At 41.0% G+C, this 22,010-nt stretch carries 16 protein-coding genes and 1 tRNA gene; 9 read left to right on the top strand and 8 right to left on the bottom strand.

Annotated features, from left to right (window positions below; all coding sequences use genetic code 11):
• Positions 1 to 1,252 (bottom strand): hypothetical protein (locus tag MSI_RS10995; protein WP_039924740.1); only part of this gene is annotated, 1,252 nt, incomplete at its 3' end.
• Positions 1,200 to 3,728, bottom strand: coding sequence for an adenylate/guanylate cyclase domain-containing protein (locus MSI_RS10990; RefSeq protein WP_009106945.1), 2,529 nt, complete (start codon positions 3,726 to 3,728; stop codon positions 1,200 to 1,202). The genes MSI_RS10990 and MSI_RS10995, both read right to left, overlap by 53 nt.
• Positions 3,729 to 3,945: 217 nt before the next feature.
• On the opposite strand from MSI_RS10990, the gene MSI_RS10985 reads away from it, so the two are divergent.
• The 6 genes from MSI_RS10985 to MSI_RS15155 all read left to right on the top strand — a co-directional run bounded on the left by MSI_RS10985 (position 3,946) and on the right by MSI_RS15155 (position 10,254).
• A complete protein-coding gene (locus tag MSI_RS10985) occupies positions 3,946 to 5,136 on the top strand; it encodes an ABC transporter ATP-binding protein (protein WP_009106944.1) in 1,191 nt (396 codons plus the stop codon).
• 121 nt (positions 5,137 to 5,257) lie between these two features.
• The gene (locus MSI_RS10980) at positions 5,258 to 6,166 is read left to right on the top strand and encodes an ABC transporter permease (RefSeq protein ID WP_009106943.1); all 909 of its coding nucleotides are present in this window, start codon (positions 5,258 to 5,260) and stop codon (positions 6,164 to 6,166) included.
• Positions 6,166 to 7,044 carry an ABC transporter permease gene (locus tag MSI_RS10975; RefSeq protein ID WP_009106941.1) on the top strand — a complete coding sequence of 293 codons (879 nt, stop codon included), beginning with the start codon at positions 6,166 to 6,168 and terminating at the stop codon, positions 7,042 to 7,044. Before MSI_RS10980 ends, MSI_RS10975 begins: the two co-directional genes overlap by 1 nt.
• A gap of 103 nt (positions 7,045 to 7,147) precedes the next feature.
• Complete coding sequence (locus MSI_RS10970) at positions 7,148 to 8,194, top strand: extracellular solute-binding protein (RefSeq protein WP_009106939.1); 1,047 nt, start codon at positions 7,148 to 7,150, stop codon at positions 8,192 to 8,194.
• A gap of 81 nt (positions 8,195 to 8,275) precedes the next feature.
• Positions 8,276 to 8,959: a GTP pyrophosphokinase family protein gene (locus MSI_RS10965; protein ID WP_009106937.1), complete on the top strand. Its 684-nt coding sequence runs from the start codon at positions 8,276 to 8,278 to the stop codon at positions 8,957 to 8,959.
• Between the two features lie 50 nt (positions 8,960 to 9,009).
• The gene (locus MSI_RS15155) at positions 9,010 to 10,254 is read left to right on the top strand and encodes an OmpA family protein (protein ID WP_009106935.1); all 1,245 of its coding nucleotides are present in this window, start codon (positions 9,010 to 9,012) and stop codon (positions 10,252 to 10,254) included.
• On the opposite strand, the gene MSI_RS10955 is transcribed toward MSI_RS15155, so the two are convergent.
• A complete protein-coding gene (locus MSI_RS10955; protein ID WP_192807760.1) occupies positions 10,251 to 11,915 on the bottom strand; it encodes a bifunctional diguanylate cyclase/phosphodiesterase in 1,665 nt (554 codons plus the stop codon). The genes MSI_RS15155 and MSI_RS10955 overlap by 4 nt on opposite strands.
• 118 nt (positions 11,916 to 12,033) lie before the next feature.
• Here MSI_RS10955 and MSI_RS14720 point away from each other — a divergent pair, with 118 nt between their 5' ends.
• Positions 12,034 to 12,189, top strand: a complete 156-nt coding sequence (locus tag MSI_RS14720; protein WP_192807759.1) for a hypothetical protein — start codon at positions 12,034 to 12,036, stop codon at positions 12,187 to 12,189.
• Positions 12,152 to 13,624 (top strand): RecQ family ATP-dependent DNA helicase, encoded by a 1,473-nt coding sequence (locus tag MSI_RS10950; protein ID WP_009106931.1) that lies wholly within the window; start codon positions 12,152 to 12,154, stop codon positions 13,622 to 13,624. Before MSI_RS14720 ends, MSI_RS10950 begins: the two co-directional genes overlap by 38 nt.
• Here the strand turns inward: MSI_RS10950 and MSI_RS10945 are convergent.
• From MSI_RS10945 to MSI_RS10925, 5 genes are all read right to left on the bottom strand, one after another.
• Positions 13,572 to 13,796 (bottom strand): hypothetical protein, encoded by a 225-nt coding sequence (locus MSI_RS10945; RefSeq protein ID WP_009106929.1) that lies wholly within the window; start codon positions 13,794 to 13,796, stop codon positions 13,572 to 13,574. The two genes, MSI_RS10950 and MSI_RS10945, sit on opposite strands and share 53 nt — an antisense overlap.
• On the bottom strand, positions 13,793 to 14,236 hold the full coding sequence (locus MSI_RS10940; protein WP_009106927.1) for a cytidine deaminase: 444 nt from the start codon (positions 14,234 to 14,236) through the stop codon (positions 13,793 to 13,795). Before MSI_RS10940 ends, MSI_RS10945 begins: the two co-directional genes overlap by 4 nt.
• A gap of 111 nt (positions 14,237 to 14,347) precedes the next feature.
• Positions 14,348 to 14,421: transfer RNA gene (locus MSI_RS10935), tRNA-Arg, on the bottom strand.
• Positions 14,422 to 14,470: 49 nt separating this feature from the next.
• The gene (locus MSI_RS10930; RefSeq protein WP_009106925.1) at positions 14,471 to 16,702 is read right to left on the bottom strand and encodes a hydratase; all 2,232 of its coding nucleotides are present in this window, start codon (positions 16,700 to 16,702) and stop codon (positions 14,471 to 14,473) included.
• Between the two features lie 167 nt (positions 16,703 to 16,869).
• On the bottom strand, positions 16,870 to 19,047 hold the full coding sequence (locus tag MSI_RS10925; protein WP_009106923.1) for a DUF4954 family protein: 2,178 nt from the start codon (positions 19,045 to 19,047) through the stop codon (positions 16,870 to 16,872).
• 45 nt (positions 19,048 to 19,092) lie between these two features.
• Here MSI_RS10925 and MSI_RS10920 point away from each other — a divergent pair, with 45 nt between their 5' ends.
• The gene (locus MSI_RS10920; RefSeq protein ID WP_009106920.1) at positions 19,093 to 21,903 is read left to right on the top strand and encodes a M16 family metallopeptidase; all 2,811 of its coding nucleotides are present in this window, start codon (positions 19,093 to 19,095) and stop codon (positions 21,901 to 21,903) included.
• Positions 21,904 to 22,010: the final 107 nt, after the last annotated feature.

Genomic DNA, 22,010 nt, shown 5'->3' with positions numbered 1-22,010 from the left:
AAAGGGCTTCAGCCTTTGCAATTGTAAAACGCCCAGGCTCTGTACTTGCTGTAAAACCAGTATTCTGAAGGCTATAGAATGGAGTAACACGCCAGAAATAGATTCCTTCCTTAAGTTTTGAAGTTGTATAACTTGTACTACGCAGGTCTACAAGGATTTCCGGTTCAAAAAAATCAGGAGCTGAAGAAATTTCAAGCCGGTAATAATCTGCAAAATCATTTCCTTCCCAGCTAAACAAAACCTGAGGAAGAAGAGTACGGTATTTTATAGAAGAATCATTTACAGGAGCTGTAAGGACTGGTTTTGCCACCTTTTCCATCCTGATTCGTCCGCTGACAGGTTCTGAAACAGGAAGATTTCCACCAATGGCAGCCTCTTCAAAAACGCGCCAGAAAAGCGAACCTTCTTCTAAAGGAATATCAACGGAATTCACATTCTGAACTGTAAAAGTTTTGTCTATGCTGGAAAAATCCTTACTTTTTGAAGTCTGAACTATGATTTTTTTATCTGCAGCAGAATCGGAAGCTGCCCATTCAAGATGAACTGGCAGAACCTTTTCCTCAAGGTTAAGTACGACCAGATCATTCGGAATTGAAGTAACGGAAAAAGGCACTTTTTTGATTTCGCCGCCGGTCTGAATTTTTACAGCATCACCTGCCCTTAAATTAAGGCCCCCGTCTTCATCATTATTTCCACCTCTAATACTGCCGCTTCCTGCCTTAAGCTGAAAACTTGCTTCTCCGCTGGCATCTGTAATTGCAGCAAGCCGGCTTCCCTTTTCAATCTGGATTGTACTTCCGTTTTCCATAAGAACGGCAAGACCAGCAGCTGCTTTTGAAGAAGAGGTATCAACATCAATACCGCCTCCTTCTACAGTAAGGCGAACTCCACCATCAGCAGACTGAAAAATCTGAACCATGGAGTTTTCATGGACATCAAGAATCTCGCCGCCTTTAAAAGTAATTGTTGCAGACGCCATATCTGCAGTGCGGATTGTATCTTCATTATATAGAGGAGAATTCTGCTGTAAACGTTCCCAAACTACCCTGTCTGTAAATTTTCGCTGGGCAACCTTATACTTAAAAGTGATGGTTGCAATTGCGTCCCGGTCACTTCTGGTAGAAGACAGATTTAAATCCCTCCAGAAAAGCCAGAGACTTGCGGCACAGACTCCAAGACAAGATAGAGTGATAAAAAAATCACGAAGCAGAGCTTTGAGTTTTGACTTGAATCTTGTTTTCTTCTTCGTCAAGGTTTACTCCTTCAAAATCAGGCTCCGGAATTCCAAGCATAGCGCGGACTTCGTGGATATTTTTAGGACCGTCAGGACCTGCAGCCTTACGGCAGTCTTGGTCAACAACAAAATCAGGGTCAGTTTTCTTAAAGAAAGCTTCAATATCAAAGTTTGGAAGATTTACGACCGCATAAAAATGCTGGGCCCCCTTTCCCTTTACTTCAAACTCAACAGGAATCTGCTCGGCAATAATTTCATAAGGCAAATCTTCTGGAGAAATAGTATAAGCATTTTCTTCACAGCGGATATAGCGGCTCTTCAAAAGATTATAAGTATCTTCTGTAATCAAAAGGTCAGTTCCACAAGGTTTATTGCTGGCTTCTGTACGGCTGGCAAAGTTTACTGCATCACCAATCGAAGTAAATTCCATTTTATCGTAAGACCCCATAAAGCCTACAGTTGCACGGCCTGTATTTACGCCCGCTCCTATTCTGATATGAGGCTTATATTTTGCAAGAGGCTCACCTTCATGAGCTTTTGTAAAGGCTTCTGCATCCTTATTGTATTTCATCAGAGAGTAGCGCATTGCAATTGAAGCGGTAATTGCGCTGATGGCATCTTCCATAATGTGCTGAGCGTGATTAAGTTCAAAATCTTCACGTTTCGCAACAAGTGCAGTCTTTTCTTCCTCACTAAGCACGCAGTTATTCTTGCGCTGAATTTTTGAAATATGGTCTTCAAGCGAAAGTTCGCAGTCAAGGTCATCATTACGAAGCACACCCCAGCAGGCCATGATTGCGTCGCCTTCAAACTTGTCAACGACACCGCCGGTATTTGTAATACAGGTTACCATGCGGCTCATGTAGTCATTCAAAAATCCTATGATTTCTGCAGCTGATTCTTCGCCAAAGCGATTCTTAAAACCGTCAGAAATTGCAGTAAATCCGCGGATATCGCTGAAGAAAATAGTAATGTCTTTCAGGTGGGGCTCAAAATCAATTTTCTTCAATACAATAGCGTCTGTTACACCCTTATTCGTTAGCTTTGTAAAGGTGTTAAGGATTTCCCTTTCCTTTTTTGTAGACTGAATAAGAACGCCGATTTCATCCTTACGGTTAGTATTCAGTTCTTCAAAAAGGTCGGTGTTAAAGTTTGCCTTATTGATTTCGTTGGCAACCGCTGTAAGGGTTTTGAGCGGTGTACTAAGCGATTTTGAGAAGGCATAAATAATCAGTATCGCGAGCGAGAGGATTGCCACTGTAAGATAGATATTTCGCCGCGTTGTTGCGTTTACCGCCTCTAGAATTACTGACGTTCTTACAACAGTAATAATGGCACCGCTTCCGTTAGTCAATTTATGGAAGGCTCCGATGTATTCAGCATCCTCTTCCCCGTCATTCTGACTGAAGGTAAGCTGTCCGTTATTAGAAAGACTCTCCTTCATCTTCTGAACAATAAAATTCTCGCTGTAATTTACGTTTTCCATCATCAGACGCATATCCGGATGGATAAGGATTTCTCCGCCACTGTTTACAAAGAAGGAAAGATTTATAGAACCGGTTCCAAAACTTTCCGAAAGCGCCTCTGAAGAATAAATAACAACCAGACAGCGGTTATCAGCGGCTCCAAAAAGCGGAGAGAACATTGCAATTGCAGGCACATTAAAAACCGGAGAGGCATTTTTAAGCACATAATTTCCCTGATAGGCCTTTTCAACTGACTCAGATTCAAAAAGCATATACTCGGAAATAAGATTTTCATCAAGTTCGTTTTTTACAAAGAAAGCCTTGTTTGCAAAAGTCCAGTTGTCGTCCGGTAAAATGATGGCGGCAATATCCTGATTACGCTTAAAGAACATTGCGGCATTACTATCTGTTTCTTCCTGACTTTGAGAATTACGCAAAAGATCAAGGAACATACCGACATTGGACATTACGGTATTAAGACGGTGTTCTGTATCTGCTGCAGTTCGGCTGTTAATTGTAAGGTTATTATCTTCTGCACTGATTTTTGTATCGCCGGAAACAAACATTGAAACCAGGAAGGTTATGAGACCAAGCGAAATAATTACAAGAGTTGAGATGATGCAGATAAGTTTAACTCCGATTGAAGTACGGTTCTTCTCAAGACTGTCATTTATTTTTTTCTGACGGATTTTCTGCTCAACCGCAGTCTTATGCCTGAAAATCTTTTCCTGCTTTTTCTGAAAACGGGCATTGATTTTTTCCATGCGGGCAGCAAGCTTTTTAGATTTCTTTATATTTTTATTGAGGGTTGCTGCGCGCTTTTTGCGTTTTTTTTCTATTTTATGCTGCTTTTTCCTGCGCTCATAGTCGGAAACAAAAGCGCGGCTAACAGAGCTTCCGGCAAGTTTTACATCCGAATCAGAGGAAGAATAATTCAAAGCCTTTACATTGATATTTTTCTGAGGAGAAAGTTTCCCTTCCCTTGTTACAAACTGTCCGTAATTCAAATTCTTTTCAAATTCTGCCATACAGCCTTCCTGAAAATATATAATCCGACATCTCATTATCGGCAGATTCTGAATAAAACTCAAATTTATATTTTAAAGTCAAAAATTTATGTTGCTAAAAGCGCATATATACATTATGGTAAACATTACCGGCTAATGCTTTTGCTGCAGCTAAAAAAAACTTTTTTTTTGATGCCCGTTCGTATGGACGGCTATTTTTTTCTAAGGGGTACTTGAGTTGAAAGGAAGTCAGGTTACCATCGACCACGTATCAAAACACTTTGGTGATTTTGTTGCGCTGGACGACATCAATTTTGTTATCAAGCCGGGCGAGTTTTTCTCCCTGCTCGGCCCTTCTGGATGCGGAAAAACTACTCTTCTCCGCATTATCGCAGGTTTTGAATTCCCAGATGATGGTGCAGTTCTTTTTGATGATAAAAACGTCATTCCGCTGTCGCCTGATAAGAGACCTTCAAACACAGTTTTCCAGACATACGCACTCTTTCCTCATATGAGCGTTTATGAAAACGTTGCATTTCCTCTGCGTCTGAAAAAGCTGCCAAAAGACGAAATTGACAAAAAAGTTCGCGAATATGTTCATCTGGTTCAGCTTGACCAGCATATCCATAAAAAGCCAAATCAACTTTCCGGCGGACAGAAGCAGCGTGTAGCAATTGCCCGCGCCCTCATCAACGAGCCAAAAGTTCTTTTGCTTGATGAGCCTCTTTCTGCTCTGGATGCAAAACTGCGCGCAAATCTTTTGATTGACCTTGACCGCATTCACGACCAGATTGGAATTACATTTATCTATGTAACTCACGATCAGAGCGAGGCACTTTCTGTTTCTGACCGCATTGCAGTTATGAATCAGGGCCACGTACTTCAGATTGGAACTCCTTTTGAAATTTATGAAAGCCCTGCAACTCAGTTTGTTGCCCAGTTTATTGGTGAAACAAACCTTTTTGATGCAGAAGTCGTTGACTGCGTTCCTCACAAGTCTATTAAGGGTGAAGATGACTTTATGGCTACCCTTTCTGTTCCTGAACTTGGAAAACAGGCTCCGCTTGCAACTGATACAGCAGCAGAAACTGCCCTTGACCGCTACATGCAGGTAACTGACTACGAAAAGACAGACAAGGGACAGAAGGTTGCCTTTACAATCCGCCCGGAAAAAATCCGCATTACTCTGGAACCGCCTTCTACAGGTGGAAGAACCGACATCAACGTATTCAGCGGTATTGTTGAAGAGCCTATTTACTCTGGTTTCCAGTCAAAATTCTATGTTCGTCTTGAAACAGGTAAAATCATCAAGGTTTTCAAGCAGCACACAGACTACATGGATGACGGTCCGGTAATTCAGTGGAAAGACAAGGTCTATGTAAGCTGGTCGGCCGAAGACGCTTACATTGTTGAAGATATTGAGAAGTAAGATGATAATCGAAAATCCGTTAAGAAATGAGCTGCGACAGCGGGTCATTTTAGGATTATCGAGAATACATCTGGCTGCGAAACTAGAGAGCAGCCTGCTATAAATTTGGAAATGGAATATTATGAAGAATAAAACTATTTCAAAAGAAGGCCGTGACGCACGCCTTGGTGTCTTCTACGGCTGGCCGATGGGATTGTGGTTCTGCATTTTCTTTATTGCTCCCCTTGTAATTATTTTTATATACAGTTTTCTTAAAAAGGGAATTTACGGTGGCGTTGAATGGCAGTTTTCTTTGAAGGCTTACCATCAGATGTTTAAGCCGGAATACGGCATTATTGTAATGAGAACGCTAAAAATCACTGTAATTTCTACAGTGATTACGATTTTAGTCTCGCTTCCCTGTGCCTATGCAATGGCAAGAAGCCGTCATCAGACCATCCTGCTCTTTTTGATTATCATTCCGTTCTGGACAAACTCGCTTATCCGTATTTTTGCCTGGATGAGCATTTTGAACAACGACGGTATGCTCAATCAGATTCTTTTGAAGCTGCACTTAATCAAAGAATATGTGCCTTTCTTGTACAATCAGACTGCGGTAATTCTTGTTTCGGTTTACATGTATATTCCTTATGCAATTCTGCCGATTTTTACTGCCGTTGACCGCTTTGATTTTTCTTTACTCGAAGCAGCCCGCGACCTTGGGGCAACAAAAGCCCAGTCAATGATTAAGGTTTTGATTCCTGGCATTAAAAGCGGAATCATTTCTGCCTTGATTTTTACTTTTATCCCGATTTTTGGTGCTTACACAGTTCCACTTTTAGTCGGCGGTAAAGATTCTTACATGCTAGGTAACATTGTAGTTGATCAGGTTCAAAAGACCCGTAACTGGCCGCTTGCAGCAGCCTTCAGCCTTATCATCACTTTGATTTCTGTATTCGGAATCATCTGGATTACAAGAAGCAATGATGCTGAAGCTAAGCTCCGCAAGAAGATGGCAAAAGAAGAAAATTACGTAGGAGGTACAAACTAATGGACCATCCTTTTTATCTTTTTTTACACAACGCTTTTAATGGAAAACGCCCTACTTCGGAAAACTCACGCCACGCAAAAAAAACATGGCGCAAGGGTCGACAGGTATTCTCTTTTTCCCGCCTTATGCTGGGACTTACAATCGTTTTTCTCTTTCTGCCCCTTTTAGTAATCATCGTTTATTCTTTTAATAAGGGAAAAAGCGCTGTTTTTACAGAACCTTCTTTAATCTGGTATAAAAAGCTCTTTTTTGATTCAGCAGATTTGTGGCATGCCCTCTGGAACAGCCTTGTGGTTGCCTTCAGTTCGGCAGCAGTTTCTACAATTTTAGGAGCCGCCGCTTCAATCGGAATCAACTGGTATAAGTTCCCGGGAAAGAAGTTCATTCAGACTCTGGCTTACCTTCCAATGGTTCTGCCGGAAATTATCATCGGTATTTCCATGGTAATTTTCTTCAGCGGTGTAAAGGTTCCTCTCGGACTCTTTACCGTTTTTGCAGCCCATACAACCTTCTGTCTGCCATTTGTTTTCCTTATGGTAAATGCCCGTCTGGACGAGTTTGACTTTTCTATTGTAGAAGCAAGCCGCGACCTTGGTGCAACAGAAAGCCAGACAATGCTTAAGGTTGTAATTCCTGCAATCATGCCTGGAATTATGTCGGGATTTTTGATGGCAGTTACAATGTCGCTTGAAGACTTTGTAATCACCTTCTTTGTTGCAGGGCCTGGTTCAACTACCCTGCCGCTTTACGTTTACTCTATGATCCGCTTCGGCGTTTCTCCTGTAATCAACTCTCTGTCTTTTGTTATGGTGCTTTTTACCTGTATTATTGCATTTATCCTTCGCAAAGGACTTAAAGGAATTGCTGCAAGTCACTAAAATAAAAGCGCAAAAAAGCAGCAAATAAATTGTGAATAACTTGCCGGGGCACAGGGGCAGTCAACTCCGCCGGTAAGATTCTTTATATTTACAAGGGACTAGAATGAAAAAATCAAGTCTTCTTACAGGTCTTGCAGCACTTGCAGCCCTCATCTCTTTATCATCTTGCGGAAAAAAGGATGATAATACACTTTATCTCTTTAACTGGACATACTATACTCCGGATTCTGTACTTCAGGATTTTGAAAAAGAGTATAACTGCAAGGTTAAGGTTGATACTTTTGACTCAAACGAAGTTATGTATGCAAAGCTTAAGGCTGGTGCTGATGGTTACGACATCACCTTCCCTTCTCAGGACTACACTTCAATCATGATTAAGCAGGGAATGCTTAAAAAGATTGATCACGCAGCCTTTACAAATGCTTCAAATATAAACCCAAAAGTTCTAGAAAAACTTACTTTTGACCCTAACATGGACTATTCAGTTCCTTATTACATGGGAGCTGCCGGAATCTGCGTAAACAAGCAGAAGGTTCATAATTACGGAAAATCATGGACAATTTTTGAGCGCGAAGATCTTAAAGGCCATATGACAATGATGGACGATATGCGCGAAGTTATGGGCGATGCCCTTGCCCTCAAAGGCTATTCTGTAAACACTGTTGACCGCAAGGTTTTAGGAAACATTACAGACTACATCAACCAGAAATGGAAGCCAAATCTTGTAAAATTTGATGCAGAAGGCTTTGGTAAATCTTTTGCAAACGAAGATTTCTGGGTTTGCCAGGGTTATGCAGAAGTTGTTTACGGTGAAGTTCCGGAAGAGCGCCAGGAAGAAATGATTGACTTCTTTATTCCATCTGAAGGCGGCCCTATGTACGTTGACTCTATGGTAATTTTGAAGAACGCAAAACACTACGATCTTGCTATGAAGTTCATCAACTTTATTCACCGTCCGGAAGAATACGTTAAATTCCTTGATGAGTTCCGCTTCCCGGGCTTTGTAAATCCTGCAGCAGAACATCTCAGAACAACAACTCCAATGTACAAGGCAGAAGAAATGGAAACCTGCGAACTCAAACTGGACGTAGGCGAAGACCTTGAAACCTTTAACGAATACTGGGAAAGCATTCGCTTCTCAGCTGACTAAAACGATTATTCTTGCCGAAACCTTTCCACTTTTATTATGTTTATATAATAGGAGTGGAGAGAAATCTTTCAGGCAAAAAAAATGACCAGTTCGGATATTATTTCAGAAACATTACCGGCATCAATGACAAACAAACTTTCTGTTCCCGGTGATTTTTACAAAATGGCCTTTCAGTTTCAGCAGATTATGATGATTTATGAAAGCGCAATAAAACAGATTGAAACAAAACTTGATATTCTTAATAAAGAAAGCAGCGTAAACCGCACGCGAAATCCAATCTCTACAGTAAAAAGCAGGATTAAGAGTCCGGAAAGCATAGCAAAAAAGCTTGAGAAAAAAGGACTTCCGGTAAATTTTGATTCAATGATGGAAAACCTCAACGATATTGCGGGAGTGAGGGTAATCTGTCCTTATATTTCAGATATATATTCTGTACGAGACATGCTTCTTAAGCAGCCGGATTTAACTCTTATCAGACAGAATGACTACATCGATAAGCCTAAAGAATCGGGCTACAGAAGCCTTCACCTTGTAATGGAAATTCCAGTTTATCTTTCAAAAACTGAACACAATGTGCGGGTGGAAATCCAGCTCAGAACCATTGCGATGGACTTCTGGGCCAGCCTTGAGCATCAGCTGCGCTATAAAAACAGTGCAAAAGTCCCGGACAGCGTGCGCCGTGAACTTTTCCGCGTTGCAGAAACAATTGCAATGACCGACCGTGAAATGGAGGAAATTGCAATTGAACTGCAGGCTTTAGACTGATAATCCTCTAATTACTCATTTTATGATTTTATAAATCCGATAATAAAAGCATGAAGAAGTCATTTATTTACCCTGTAATTCTATTTTTTGTTATTCTTGCCCTTTACGCGCCAATTTATGGCCAGGCGGCTGCTAAAAATGCTGACTCAGACGGAGTGCTTTTTGAATTCCGTCAGAAAAAAGGCGAATCTTCCCTTCACATTTCTACTATAGAAGAGGAAGCATATTTAAACGGAAGGCTTAACAACCGCACACAGATTGTAAACCGCACTGCAACCACAGTTACAGACACAAATGCAGATGGCAGCGCAAGACTTCACACCCATTACATGACTACAGAAAACTACCTTATGAACGTAAGCGGACGTCATTTGAGCTGGGGTGAAGAAGATTTTGTAAACCTTACCCGCACAAAATCAGGCGAATTTTTAAATCCTGATAACGACTATCTTCCTACAGTTCAGAATGTTCCCTCTTTTCCAAAATCATCTATAAAACCCGGCGACAGCTGGAGGGCAAGCGGAAAGGAAGTTCACGACTGCCGGGAACTTTTTTCCATGACAGACGCAATTTCCATTCCTTTTACGGCAGAATACAGCTACATTGGAGACGAAATTATTGACGGCGTAAAGCTGAATGTAATTGAAGTTTATTATGAATTTTCACAGGGAGTCGGCCGACGCTCTGCTGCCACCGGAACTTACGCAGGAGCCAGTGGATTTGCACAGCAGAAAATCTGGTGGGACTGCGCTAAAGGTGACATAGACCATTATATAGAAACCTTTATGATTAAGATGGTTGATATAATGGGCATGACCTACACCTTCAAAAGTGCAGCCCACGGCGAAGTTCTGGAATATAAATCTGTAAATGACCAGGCAACAGTAGAAAAGCTTCAGGAGCGGGTAAATGACATGGCTCTTGAAAACATCAATATTACCCGCGGGCAGAAAGGACTTACAATCAGCCTTGAAAACATTCAGTTCGAACCTGATTCAGACCTACTTCTTCCGTCTGAAAAAGAAAAGCTTGAGAAAATCGGGGCTCTCTTAAAAGATTATTCAAACGATCTTTTGATTACAGGTCACTGCGCAGAAAGAGGAACTCCAAAAAGCCGTCAGATTCTTTCTGAACAGAGGGCAGAAGCCGTTGCAAGTTATCTTGAGCAGCTTGGAGTCCGCGACAGCCTTCACATTTTTACCCAGGGAAAGGGTTCTACAGAGCCAGTTGCAAGTAACGCCACAGAAGAAGGCCGTAAGAAAAACCGCCGCGTAGAAATAATTCTTGCTGACTAATGATTTGTCCTCAGGGCAGACTTATCACCGGCAAGATAAGCATCGCAGTCATTAATATTCATAGGTTTACCACGCAGAAAGCCCTGAACAATATTGCAGTTAAAGCGTTTTAAAAGACTAAGCTGGTCAGGTCTTTCAACCCCTTCGGCAATAGTTTCAAGTCCCATTTTTGTTACCATATTAATGATGGAACTTGTGATATTTGCCTGAATTCCATCCATCGAACAGATGTCATTAATGAATGACTTATCAATTTTAAGGGTATCAAGCGGAAGCTGCTGAAGATAATTAAGGGAAGAATAGCCCGTTCCAAAATCATCAAGAGAAATCTTAAAGCCCATATCCTTAAGAGCCTTAAGTTTTTCTACGGTGGTACGGATATTATTAATCATCACCCCTTCTGTAATTTCAATTTCCACATATTCCGGGTCTATTTCATACTTTCCGATAATTTCCATCAGCTCATCAAGAAATTCATCCTGCTTAAGCTGAATAGGAGAAACGTTTACAGACATAGTGCCTTTAAAATCATACTTATCCTGCCATTCCTTAAGCCGCTGCATTGTGGTGTTTAAAATCCACTTACCAAGGGGAAGAATAAGCCCTGTTTCTTCTGCAAGGGGAATAAAAACAGAAGGCGGAATCTCACCAAGTTCAGAATCATCCCAGCGGATCAAGGCCTCAAAACCCCGTAAAAGTCCAGTGCTGATTTCAAACTGAGGCTGATAATTCATGTAAAAATTGCTGTCCAAAACTGCATTTGCAAGTTTTGTCTGAAGCTGAAGCTGCTGGATAAAGACTCTCTGCATTTCAGGCTCAAAAAAGCAGATATTATTCTTTCCGTGCTTTTTTGCATAATGAACTGCCATATCGGCAAAACGGATAAGCTCATCCTTTGCCTCAGAATTATCAGGAAAAACAGAAAGACCGCCGGAAATAAGGATATGCTCGTTCTGGAAACATTCAAAAATTGTATCAGCAATAGTAACGACAGAATCACGGCTTTCTGCCTCGGATATCAAAACCATAAATTCATCATCACCATAGCGGAAAATCTTTATACTTTCGCGCTCAAAACGACGGAGAATATCGGCAACCCGGATAATTAAATTATCCCCCTCTTCATAACCGCTGGATTCATTGATATTTTTAAGGTCATCAATATCAAGAATAAGCATGGCAGCCTTAGTGCCGTTATATTTACAGGTATCAAGCACAATTTCAAGATTGTCGGTAAAGCCTGCCCGGTTCAAAAGTCCGGTAAGAGGATCTTTTATGATTGATTCCCTAAGATTTTTTGAATAATTTTTTTCTATGGTAACATCAGAAAGAGTGATTACAACAAGGTCATCTTCTAAAGGCGATATATCAAATCTGTACCAGCGCTGGGTTGCCGCAGAAAAATATGAAGCCTTAGGAAAAGGATTTTGATTTAAGGCTGCAATCAGAGAATCAAAGCCCAGACTTTCTTCTCCAATGTTGTGACGGAATTCCGACCATTTTGTAAAGCCCTGGATGATATAGCCCGCAAGCTTTTTCATCTGTGAGTTTTGAAATTCTATCTGAAAGTCATTTATTTTTCCCTTTTCGTCATATAAAAGTTTAGCAACGACAACAGGATTAGCAATTTTATTTATAATCTGAAAAAAATCTAAGTTCATTACCATAATAATTATAGGGCTTTTCCTTTTAAAAATCTGCGAATCTTTTGTTATAAAAAAAACGCTTTTTTTTCAGGAATTTTTGTCAAAACGAGATAAAGTGAGCCATATTATATATATGGAAATAGAAGAAAATGAGTCTGAGGATTTAGTCACCCGCACGGCAAAGGAAAATTTCGGGATTAATTATCTTTACCCCTGGCAGCGGATGGTTATAGAAAACATTCTTGGCGCTTATGAATGCCATAAAAAAAATTGCGGGTTACAGCCCTGAAGAAAAATCTGCCTTTTATAAAGAGGAAGATGATTCTTTTTGCAGGGGACGGCAGATTGTACTCTTACCAACAGGAGCCGGAAAGTCATTGTGTTTTCAGATTCCGGCAATTTTACTGGACGGTCCAAGCCTTGTAATCTATCCCCTTCTTGCCCTTATGACTGACCAGCAACGGCGTATGGAAGAAGGAAATCTTGGCTGCGTGGTTTTCAGGGGCGGACAGACTGATGAAGAAAGAGAGGAAAACTTCCGCCGGATAAAAGAGGGTGCAAAAATCATTCTTGCAAATCCTGAAGTTCTTGGCAGTGACAAGCTGCTTGAGCGTTTATGCGGGGTCGGAATTAAACATATTGCAATTGATGAAGCCCACTGCGTTTCTGAATGGGGAGATTCTTTCCGGCCTGCTTATCTGGAGCTTGGAAAGGTAATTGAAAGGCTGAATCCGCCGGTAATTACAGCCTTTACGGCTACAGCGTCCCCCCAGGTTTTAAGCCGCGTTGCAGAAATTCTTTTTAAGGGAGAAGCACACGTAGTAAGAAGTGAAAGCGACCGCCCTAACATTCACTATTTTGTGAAGAAAGCCGCTGCAAAGAAAAAAGAAGCCTTATATCTTGCGGCTACAGAAAAGCGTCCTATGATTATTTTCTGCGGCACCCGTAACAAGGCTGAAGATATGGCTAAAGAACTTAATGTCTGCTTTGGAAGAGGAGTTGCAAAATTTTATCATGCAGGTCTCTTAAAAGAAGAAAAAACTGAAGTGGAGACCTGGTTTTATAACAGCCGCGACGGGATCTTATGTGCAACCTGTGCTTATGGAATGGGAGTTGATAAAAAGGATATTAAGACAGTTGTTCATATGGAGGCTTCAGAAACTGCTGAGGCTTATATTCAGGAGGCAGGTCGCGGAGGCCGGGACGGAAGTGATGCTAAGGCGATTTTATTATGGAGTCTTTCTGATTCCCTGCGATATTCCTCATTTGCAGAAGGAAGCAGGCAAAGGGCAATGAAAGACTTTGCCGAAACTGATGATTGCAGGCGGCAGGTCCTTTTAGATGCACTTGGAGCTGAGCAGGCTTACTGCCACGGCTGTGATTTATGCAATCTGCGGAAATTATCTGAAAAAGAACAGAAAAAAGAAAGTCGGAAAAATATAAGCGACTGGGAAATTGCATATAATCTTATAAAGCACGCAAGAAATTTTTACACTCAGGAAGAAATTGAAAGTGAGCTTGTGGAAAAACTGAATTGTGATTCGGTCAAAAAGCTTGGAAAAAGAATCTGGAATCATTCTGATGCAACAGAAATTATTTCTCAGCTTATGGAAAGCGGAAAAATAAAAAAAGGCGGAATCCTTTGGAAAAACCGCCTTCGTACTGCATCTCTTACTCCGCAGCTGCCTCATCTCCCCCGCCTTCAGCAGGAGCTTCGGGCTTAGGTGCCGGTGGAGGAGCTTTAGGAGCCTTTGCTTTTTTAGGACGGGGAGGCTTTTTTTTGTAGCTTGTAACAAATTTTGCAAACTCAATTATAAAGAGGGCTGCAACAATAGTTATTATTACGCGGACATCGGTGATAACGCCCATTACCAATTTTACATAATTTACATTCATAGTTCCTGAGTTGCCCCTATTTCTCCAGCCGGTTTAAAGCTTTCCGGAAGGATTTCATCCATTGTCATAAGGCGATATTCATTTTTGCTCTTTGCAAGAATAAATATGAAATCACCGTCACAGAATTCGCGCAAGGCCTGGCGGCAGACTCCGCAGGGAGTGCACCAGCCGGTTATTTTCTTCTGAGGTCCGCCGACTACAGCAATCGCTTTAAATTCTTTTACTCCTTCACTTACAGCCTTAAAAAGAGCTGTTCTTTCTGCACAGTTTGTTGGCCCAAAAGAAGCGTTTTCTATATTACAGCCGGTATATATTTTTCCGTTTTTTGCAAGCAGAGCCGCTCCAACCGTATAGCGGGAATAAGGCACATAAGAGAAGTCCAGCATACGGAAGGCATTTTCGATTAAAGTTTCAATTGTTGATTTATCTAGTTGTTCCATAAAACAAATTTTAATTCCATTGCAAAGAAAAAACAAGCATTATCTAAATCTCGATTTGTAAAAGAAGTGATTTAAAGTAAAAAGGCTTCGGAAAACCCGAAGCCTTTTTGCTGACACTAATGCGAGTCGAACGCACGACCTGCCGCTTAGGAGGCGGCCGCTCTATCCAGCTGAGCTACAGTGTCAAAAACTATGTTCATAATACACAATTATTGTGATTATGGAAATAGATTTTTAATTTCTATAGAAATTAATCAAACAACCGGCAAGGATGATTTTGCGTTCGTCGTCGGTCAACTCGCCTACAGAAAGCTCAAACTCGTTTACCTTTCCGTCGGCTTTTACAGCATAAGCCTTAATTGAAGGCAATTTTTCTTCAATCATCTTCTTTACACCAGGGATGAAAACGTAATCGCCGTTGGCAAAAGGAAGATTCTTATCGCCCTCTTTGTAGAGGAATGGAAGCATACCCCAGTTAATAAGGTTAGAGCGGTAGCGTTTTGTTGCATATTCGTTTGCAATGTTTGCAGAAGCGCCAAGTACACGCTGACAGGAAGCAGCCTGTTCGCGAGCCGATCCGTCACCAGGTTTTACTGCAAAGATTGTAGAACCAGTTCCAGCGCTAGCAGCACGCTTTCCAAGTTCTGCATCTTTTTTAGTAAGAGTTTCTACTGCAGTTTTGATTTCTGCCTTAATTTCATCAGACATATCGCGCACAGCTTTTGCACGTCCAACATAAGCTGGATCCTTGCGGCTCAAAGTAAACTCTGCAAGTCCAAGAGGATTTGAGCGGAATGATGAAGTTTCGCCAGATGGAATAAGTTCATCGGTTGTTGTAACAGGGTCGTGAATCTCTGAAACAACCTTAATCAAAATGTCATCTGCCAGAGCCTTCTGTTCCGGCCAGTCTTTGATGTTAGGACCAAACTGGATTTCAACTTCCGGATGAGCAGCGCCTTTTGAATCGTAAACGCGTTTTTCGTAGATTCCCTTGTCAAAGAAGTATTTCTTTCCGCTGAATTCTGTGTCGTATTCTGTTGCAGGAGTAAGGAAGCCCTTGTTTGCGGCAGTTGCAGCAATAGAGCGGGCATCCATAAGGGCAACAGAAGAAAGCTGACCGTTCTGGATTTTTGAACCCTCGCGGTTAGGGAAGTTTCTTGTTGAGTGGCGGATAGAGAAGGCTCCGTTAGCAGGAGTATCTCCGGCACCAAAACAAGGACCACAGAAGGCAGTCTTAACAATAGCACCTGCATCAATCAAAGCGCTGAAGGCACCATTCTTCATAAGTTCCATGTAAACTGGCATAGAAGCAGGATATACATTCAAAAGGAATTTTCCGTTACCGGTATCTTTTCCCTTCAAAATATCAGCTGCGGCACAGATGTTTTCAAAGCCACCACCGGCACAACCTGCAATTACACCCTGATCAACATAAAGTTTTCCGTCGATTACCTTGTTTTTAAGAGTAAAGTTTACTTTATCACCGAATGAAACCTTTGCGCGTTTTTCTGTTGCGTCAAGGATATCCATAAGGTTCTTGTTTACTTCATCAATTGTGTAAGCGCAGGAAGGATGGAAAGGCATGGCAATCATTGGGCGGATTTCGCTCAAATCAAGTTCGATTGCACCGTCGTAATAAGCGCCTTCTTCAGGATTCAATTCCTTGTAGTCCCCTGCCCGTCCGTGAATTGCATACCATTCTTCAACTTTTGAATCAGTTTTCCAGATAGAAGAAAGACAGGTTGTTTCTGTTGTCATAACGTCAACGCCAATACGGAAATCAGCAGAAAGATTTGCAACGCCAGGACCAACAAATTCCATTACCTTATTTTTTACATAGCCGTTATCAAAAACAGCCTTGATGATTGCAAGGGCAACGTCCTGAGGACCAACGCCAGCAACAGGCTCGCCAGTAAGATAAACAGCAACAACTCCAGGATAAGCAACATCATAAGTTTTGTTCAAAAGCTGCTTTGCAAGCTCACCGCCGCCTTCACCGATTGCCATTGTACCAAGGGCACCGTAGCGGGTGTGACTGTCCGAACCAAGAATCATGTCGCCGCACTTTGCAAGCATTTCGCGGGCAAACTGATGAATTACAGCCTGATGAGGAGGAACATAGATTCCGCCGTATTTCTGTGCACAGGTAAGACCAAACATGTGGTCATCTTCGTTGATTGTTCCGCCTACAGCACAAAGAGAGTTATGACAGTTTGTAAGAACATAAGGGAGAGGGAACTTTTCCAAACCAGAAGCACGGGCTGTCTGAATAATTCCAACATAAGTAATATCGTGAGAAGTGATTTTATCAAATTTAATCTTTAATTTGGCTTCATCACCGCTGGTATTATGCTTCTGCAAAATTGAATAAGCCAGTGTTTTCTTTGCACCTTCAGCAGCCGAATTTGCGGCAGTTTCTGAAAGTTTTCCATTTACAAGGTAAGCGCCCTTATCCCAAAGTTTCATAAAAGGTCTCCTGTGTAAGCAGGCCGGTCAGAGCCTGCGGTGTTCTATAGCAAAGCGTTAAAAAAAATTGCGATGCAGCAATTTTTTAGCTTTACTTCATATTTTTAGTAAAAATAAAAAATCTTTGAGATAAAATAGCATAAAACGGCAGTGTCCGCAATATTTCTCTAGAGTTTTACAAACAGATTATTCACTTCTGAAATAAACTTAGCAGTATCTTCTTTAAGTCCTTTAAGGAAAGAATTATCTTCCAGAGGTCCTATTACAGCATTCATTTCTTTTTTGCTGCGATAAACCATATTTCTGTAATAGTCAGTGTAGTCTTTTTTGCGCGATTTTACGGAAGAGTCATAAATAATCTGAGCGCAAATAGAAACATCATCAACAATATTATTGAAGATTTCTGAATCAAATTCTTCTATGCCGCGGGAATAGAGTTTTTCAAGCAGATAAAGGGAATAGCGCACCTTATATTGTTCGTAAGAGCACTGGCACATGTTATAAAACTGATGAACAGATTCCCAGTTATTGATTGAACCGTTTTTAATTCCGTCAAAAAGTTCCACAACCTTCTTATGAGGAATAATCTGGCCTCCAACATTTTCCCATTCGGTGTAAAGAGGAAGTTTTCTGATTCTTTCTATTATATCTTTAGTCAAACTTGGAGAAGAAAGACTCTTTCCGTATTCCAGAAGGGTTCTGGTTGCAAAATATTTTACAATCTGGCGGTAAACTTTATAACCTTTTACAGGTTTGCAAATCGTAGCACCATATTTTTTCTGACAGATGGCATCGTTGAGAGTAAATACAGCATCAGGATTTTTATGAAGATAATCTTTTGCATACTGATAGCGTTCTTCAACCATATTTTCACCTTTGATTGTAAGAATGCCGGAATCTCCCTGCTTTTCAAGATAATCAGCAGTAAGATTGATAATTCTGTCCAGAGCGTAAAGGATTTCTTCCATAGTATCAGGCGCGCAAGGATCTGTTTCAATATTCTGAACCTTTATTACACGCTTATCGCGGCTAAGGAATTTATTCTTATTTCTGGTGATGGCAAACATATCATAAATAAACCACCAGGCAGGAATAATATGAATAGAAGGATCTCCGTTCTGTCCAGGACAGACAAGAGAGAAAGGATACTGAATATCAAGTTCATACTGATAGCTGCCCTTAGAAACCAGAACAAAGCTTGCAAAGCGGGAATTGTGCTTAAAGTCGCTGCAAAGGCCTGGCCAGAAACCACGTTTTGCAAAAATTTCACCGTCAGGACTGCGGGAGTTATGGTTACTTCCGATTGTCGCACCGGCAGCAATATTAGACTGCCCCATTACAGTTGTTGCAATCAGGAAGGAAGAGTTATGATGCTGCTCGTGATAAGGGAAAATCAGGTTATTCAAAACTTCACAGCAGGAAATTGTAGAATTATCCCCAAGAACAGAGTTCAAAAGTCGGGCACCATATTTTACATTACAGTTTCTTCCCAGTACAAAGCGGACTGCAATTGCATTGTAAAAAACATGAGTTCCATAGCCCATAATTCCGTTTACAAGAATTACCCCCTCACCTATCTGGCTTGGTTCTTCCGGCGAAGAAAGAATGGTGATATTTTTGATTTTCAATCCGCCCTTGATATAAACGCACTTTCCGATTTTTGCGTCTTTAATAATATTTGTCTGTTTGATTACAGTATCATCATCAATAAAGCCCTGAGTATCTACAGGAGCGGGGCTTTCGCTGTCTACCATTTCTACAAAGCGTTTCAAAAGCTCGGCATCATCGCGGTAATGAGACCAGAGATAAGCATCAGCAGCAATCATAGATTCAAAAGGAAGAATCTGACGGCCGTTATTTTCGTTTGCAACGCCAATCCACATGCGGGAATCATCCGAAGCGCCTTTTGCAGCAAGTCCAACTCCGAATTTTGAATGATTTGTACAGCAGACTTCCTTAATATCATAAAGGACAACCCGGTTTCCGATTCTGTAGTTCTCAAAATAATCTACCTTGTAAATTACAAAATCATCACCAGTGATAATGTCTTTAAGCTTTGAATTTCTGATTCCGGCTTTTAAGCTTAAATCATGATATTTCAGCATAACCGGGCGGAGTTTTCCCAGCACAATATAGCCCGAAAAATAATTCGCAACGATTAAAGACGCATCAAAGCCACCTTCTGAATCATCAACATAAAAATTATTCCAGCTTTCGTCTTCATTGTAATTTTGATTTGCTTTTAAAACAGATATTTCGTCTTTTGTAAGGTGACGTTTTCCCTTCAAAAAGTCTGAAGGAATATTATATTCTTTATTATTTTCAACAAACTCTACATTAACCATTCCTATAGTTTACACTTAAATCAACGAGTATGCTATAATCTTTATATGAAAAAAACTTTTTTTGCACTTGCGGCTCTTTTATTTTGTTTTAATGCAGAAAAATTGTCTGCTGCCCCGGAAACTCAGATTAAACAGTATGTTTTAGAAAACGGCATGAACCTTTTTCTTCTGGAAGACACAAGTGATGCCCTTGTCCATATAGAACTTTCGGTAAAGGCGGGATTTTCTTCGCAGACTCAGAGAACAAACGGATTTTTTAAGCTTTACACAAACCTGATAAAGGCTCAGTTCCCCAATCTTGATAAAGCCCTCTGTAATTCTGATTCTTCAAATTACGCAATTACTGTCACAGGCTCTGAAACAGAGGATACTCTGCTCAGGCTTTCTGAAACCGCACTTGCCCTGCAGTACACAGACGAAGAGCTTGCAAAACAAATCAATCTTCTTAAAACAGAATCTGATGAAAACGCTAAAAGCATGGCAGGCTTTATAAACTCTGCAATTGATTCAAAAGTTTTTTCTGCCGCTCCCTGGCAGCATGATTCAGGTATTTATCCCCAGATTTTTAATAAAACTTCGCAGAAAGAAGCCCGACTCATTCTCCAGTCAATCGGGCAGAAATGGTACACACCAAAAAACAGCGCTCTTTTTATAAGCGGAAACTTTAATTCAGAAAAACTTCTTTCACAAGTGAAAAACAGCTTCGGAAGATTTTTTTCCGCTTCATTTCCGCCGGCTGTAAAAAGCGGACTTCCTGTAAATACAAAAAAACGCTTTGTCCTTCACAATGAAGAATTTTCTGCAGACCTTACACAGGTTGTAATTCAGTACACAAATTTTTCTAAGGATGACAGCGAGCTTGCTTCTGCTGCTATGAACCTCCCCTCTTCCGGCCTGAAAACAGCCCTTCTTGAAGAGGCAAAGCTTAATATTCCCGGAGATGAATACATTCATATTGCCGCTGCCCATAAAAAAGATACTTCCCGGGTGATAATCCAAAGTCTTTTACAAAAGCCTGCCGACCCAAAAGCAAAAATCACAGGCTGTGCCCAGACTCTGAAGTTTTTAGATATACTGAAGGCAAGTAAAATCACCGCAGATGAGGTAAATTTTGCAAAACAGCAGCTCTTTTTTGAATTTGAAAACATAAAATCAAATCCAAAGGCCTTTATGCAGCAGCTCTGCGAATACTGGGGAATATGGCAGTATCAGAAATTAAACCAGACTCCAGATTCAAATGTAAGCATTACCCTGACAGAAGATTTTCTTTCCCAGCCAGCCCTCCTTTCAAAAATCACAAGCGAGGCCTTACAGGCAGACTTTGCTAATAACGGAGAACCCTTTGTTTTTGTAATAGTTAATTCTGATGAATATAAAAAGGCAAAGGCTGAATATAAAGCAGCAGGCTTTGAAGAAATCACGATAAAAAATGCTTCCTGGTACAGTCAGCAAATGTTCAAGGAAATTAAAGACCTCTTCAAGCCAGATGAAGAAGTTGATTTCGCTTCCTCAAAAGGCTCTCCAGACAACGATTACTATCTGAGGAATAAAAATCAGATTGAAAGCCAGACTCTGAACAACGGAATTTCACTAACCACTAAAAAAAGCACCAGTTCAACTGACATTGCCCTTCTTCTTTCGATAAAGGGAGGAGAATTAAATACTTCCCAGAACCATGGCTTTGAAGAAGCCGTAATAAGCATTATTGCCGGAATGATTCAAAAAGAAGTCCGCCAGAAACAGGCAGATGGAATTGTCTTAGGCAGCGTTTCCATCACTCCAAAAACCTATACCGGCACAAGTTCAGTTTTAATTTCCTGCATTCCTCAGGATTTTAACGCCGTATGCCAGTCTATAAGTAAAGCAATGATTTATGATGAAATCCCTCCTGCCCTTGCCGACAGAGCCGTTTCATCCCGCCGCTATAAAAAACGCCTTGAAAACGGCAGTGCACCCCGCCAGCTTTACACAGCAGTCATCAATGCCATTTTTGGAAAAAGCGCAATGCTTTCTATTAATAACACCACTGATGACATTCTTATGAGTACAGATTATAAGGCAATTCTTCAGGCTTACCCTGATTTTCTGGACGCTACCCGTTATGATCTTATTATTACCGGTAATTTTAATGATGATAACATTGCCTGCCTTAAAAAAGAATTTGAGCTATTTGCCCCAAAGAAAAAGCCTTTTGCCGTAAAAAAACTCCAGCAGCGCTTCCCGGATAAAAAAACAGTCTATGTAAAAATTAACCACACCTTCTTAACTGATATCCCGGCCGAAAAAGCAGGCCCAATGCCAGCCGTTTTAATTCCAACCACAGAGTTCCTTGACCCGGTAATTTTTGGATTTAAAGCCCCTGCCGCAGGCACAAGAGAAGCTGCCATTTTCAATGCCCTCTTAAACTATCTGGAAGACCAGGTTCAGGCAGAACTTATTACAAAATCAAAGACTTATGAAAACAAATGCTCAGTTCAGTTCCCGCTTTACAATCTTGATGCAGGCTTTATCCTGATTCAAAATGTCCGCCAGCTGCGGGAAGCCGAAGAAGCCCTGAAAACCGCAATCCAGAGCCTGAATGCCAGATTAATTTCCCAGACAGCAAATTCTTCTGTTCTGCCGCAAATCAAAAACCTCTGGACAAAAAAACAGTTAGAAAGCACCGCCTCTAACCAGGGCACCGCCCTTCTTATGCAGGAAGGAATTGAACTTTTCCCAGACGCAGAAAAGCCGGCCTGGTATCTTGAACAGTACAACATAATCCAGACCGCCGGCCCCCAGGACTTTATTGACGCCATGCAATACTTCCCTGCAAGCCCAGCCTTAAAGGTGATTTCAAAGGATACAAAAAATTAAAAAAAAGTTGAAAAATTTGCAAAATATTTAATTTGACCTGTTGACACTAAATGCTGATTTCATTATATTAATATTCACGTTCAGCAATGAATGTTCGGTTGCTTAGC

It is taken from the genome of Treponema sp. JC4 (assembly GCF_000260795.1).
In the GTDB taxonomy this organism is placed as follows: Bacteria; Spirochaetota; Spirochaetia; order Treponematales; family Treponemataceae; genus Treponema_D.
Note: the sequence above shows the minus strand (reverse complement) of the source record. Positions and strands in the feature narration are given on the sequence as shown.

Excerpts from the sequence above, each read along its gene's own strand:
- MSI_RS10990 (WP_009106945.1), bottom strand. The coding sequence starts at position 3,728 with ATGGCAGAATTTGAAAAGAATTTGAATTACGGACAGTTTGTAACAAGG.
- MSI_RS10980 (WP_009106943.1), top strand. The coding sequence starts at position 5,258 with ATGAAGAATAAAACTATTTCAAAAGAAGGCCGTGACGCACGCCTTGGT.
- MSI_RS10975 (WP_009106941.1), top strand. The coding sequence starts at position 6,166 with ATGGACCATCCTTTTTATCTTTTTTTACACAACGCTTTTAATGGAAAA.
- MSI_RS10970 (WP_009106939.1), top strand. The coding sequence starts at position 7,148 with ATGAAAAAATCAAGTCTTCTTACAGGTCTTGCAGCACTTGCAGCCCTC.
- MSI_RS10965 (WP_009106937.1), top strand. The coding sequence starts at position 8,276 with ATGACCAGTTCGGATATTATTTCAGAAACATTACCGGCATCAATGACA.
- MSI_RS15155 (WP_009106935.1), top strand. The coding sequence starts at position 9,010 with ATGAAGAAGTCATTTATTTACCCTGTAATTCTATTTTTTGTTATTCTT.
- MSI_RS10955 (WP_192807760.1), bottom strand. The coding sequence starts at position 11,915 with ATGAACTTAGATTTTTTTCAGATTATAAATAAAATTGCTAATCCTGTT.
- MSI_RS14720 (WP_192807759.1), top strand. The coding sequence starts at position 12,034 with ATGGAAATAGAAGAAAATGAGTCTGAGGATTTAGTCACCCGCACGGCA.
- MSI_RS10950 (WP_009106931.1), top strand. The coding sequence starts at position 12,152 with ATGAATGCCATAAAAAAAATTGCGGGTTACAGCCCTGAAGAAAAATCT.
- MSI_RS10945 (WP_009106929.1), bottom strand. The coding sequence starts at position 13,796 with ATGAATGTAAATTATGTAAAATTGGTAATGGGCGTTATCACCGATGTC.
- MSI_RS10940 (WP_009106927.1), bottom strand. The coding sequence starts at position 14,236 with ATGGAACAACTAGATAAATCAACAATTGAAACTTTAATCGAAAATGCC.
- MSI_RS10930 (WP_009106925.1), bottom strand. The coding sequence starts at position 16,702 with ATGAAACTTTGGGATAAGGGCGCTTACCTTGTAAATGGAAAACTTTCA.
- MSI_RS10925 (WP_009106923.1), bottom strand. The coding sequence starts at position 19,047 with ATGGTTAATGTAGAGTTTGTTGAAAATAATAAAGAATATAATATTCCT.
- MSI_RS10920 (WP_009106920.1), top strand. The coding sequence starts at position 19,093 with ATGAAAAAAACTTTTTTTGCACTTGCGGCTCTTTTATTTTGTTTTAAT.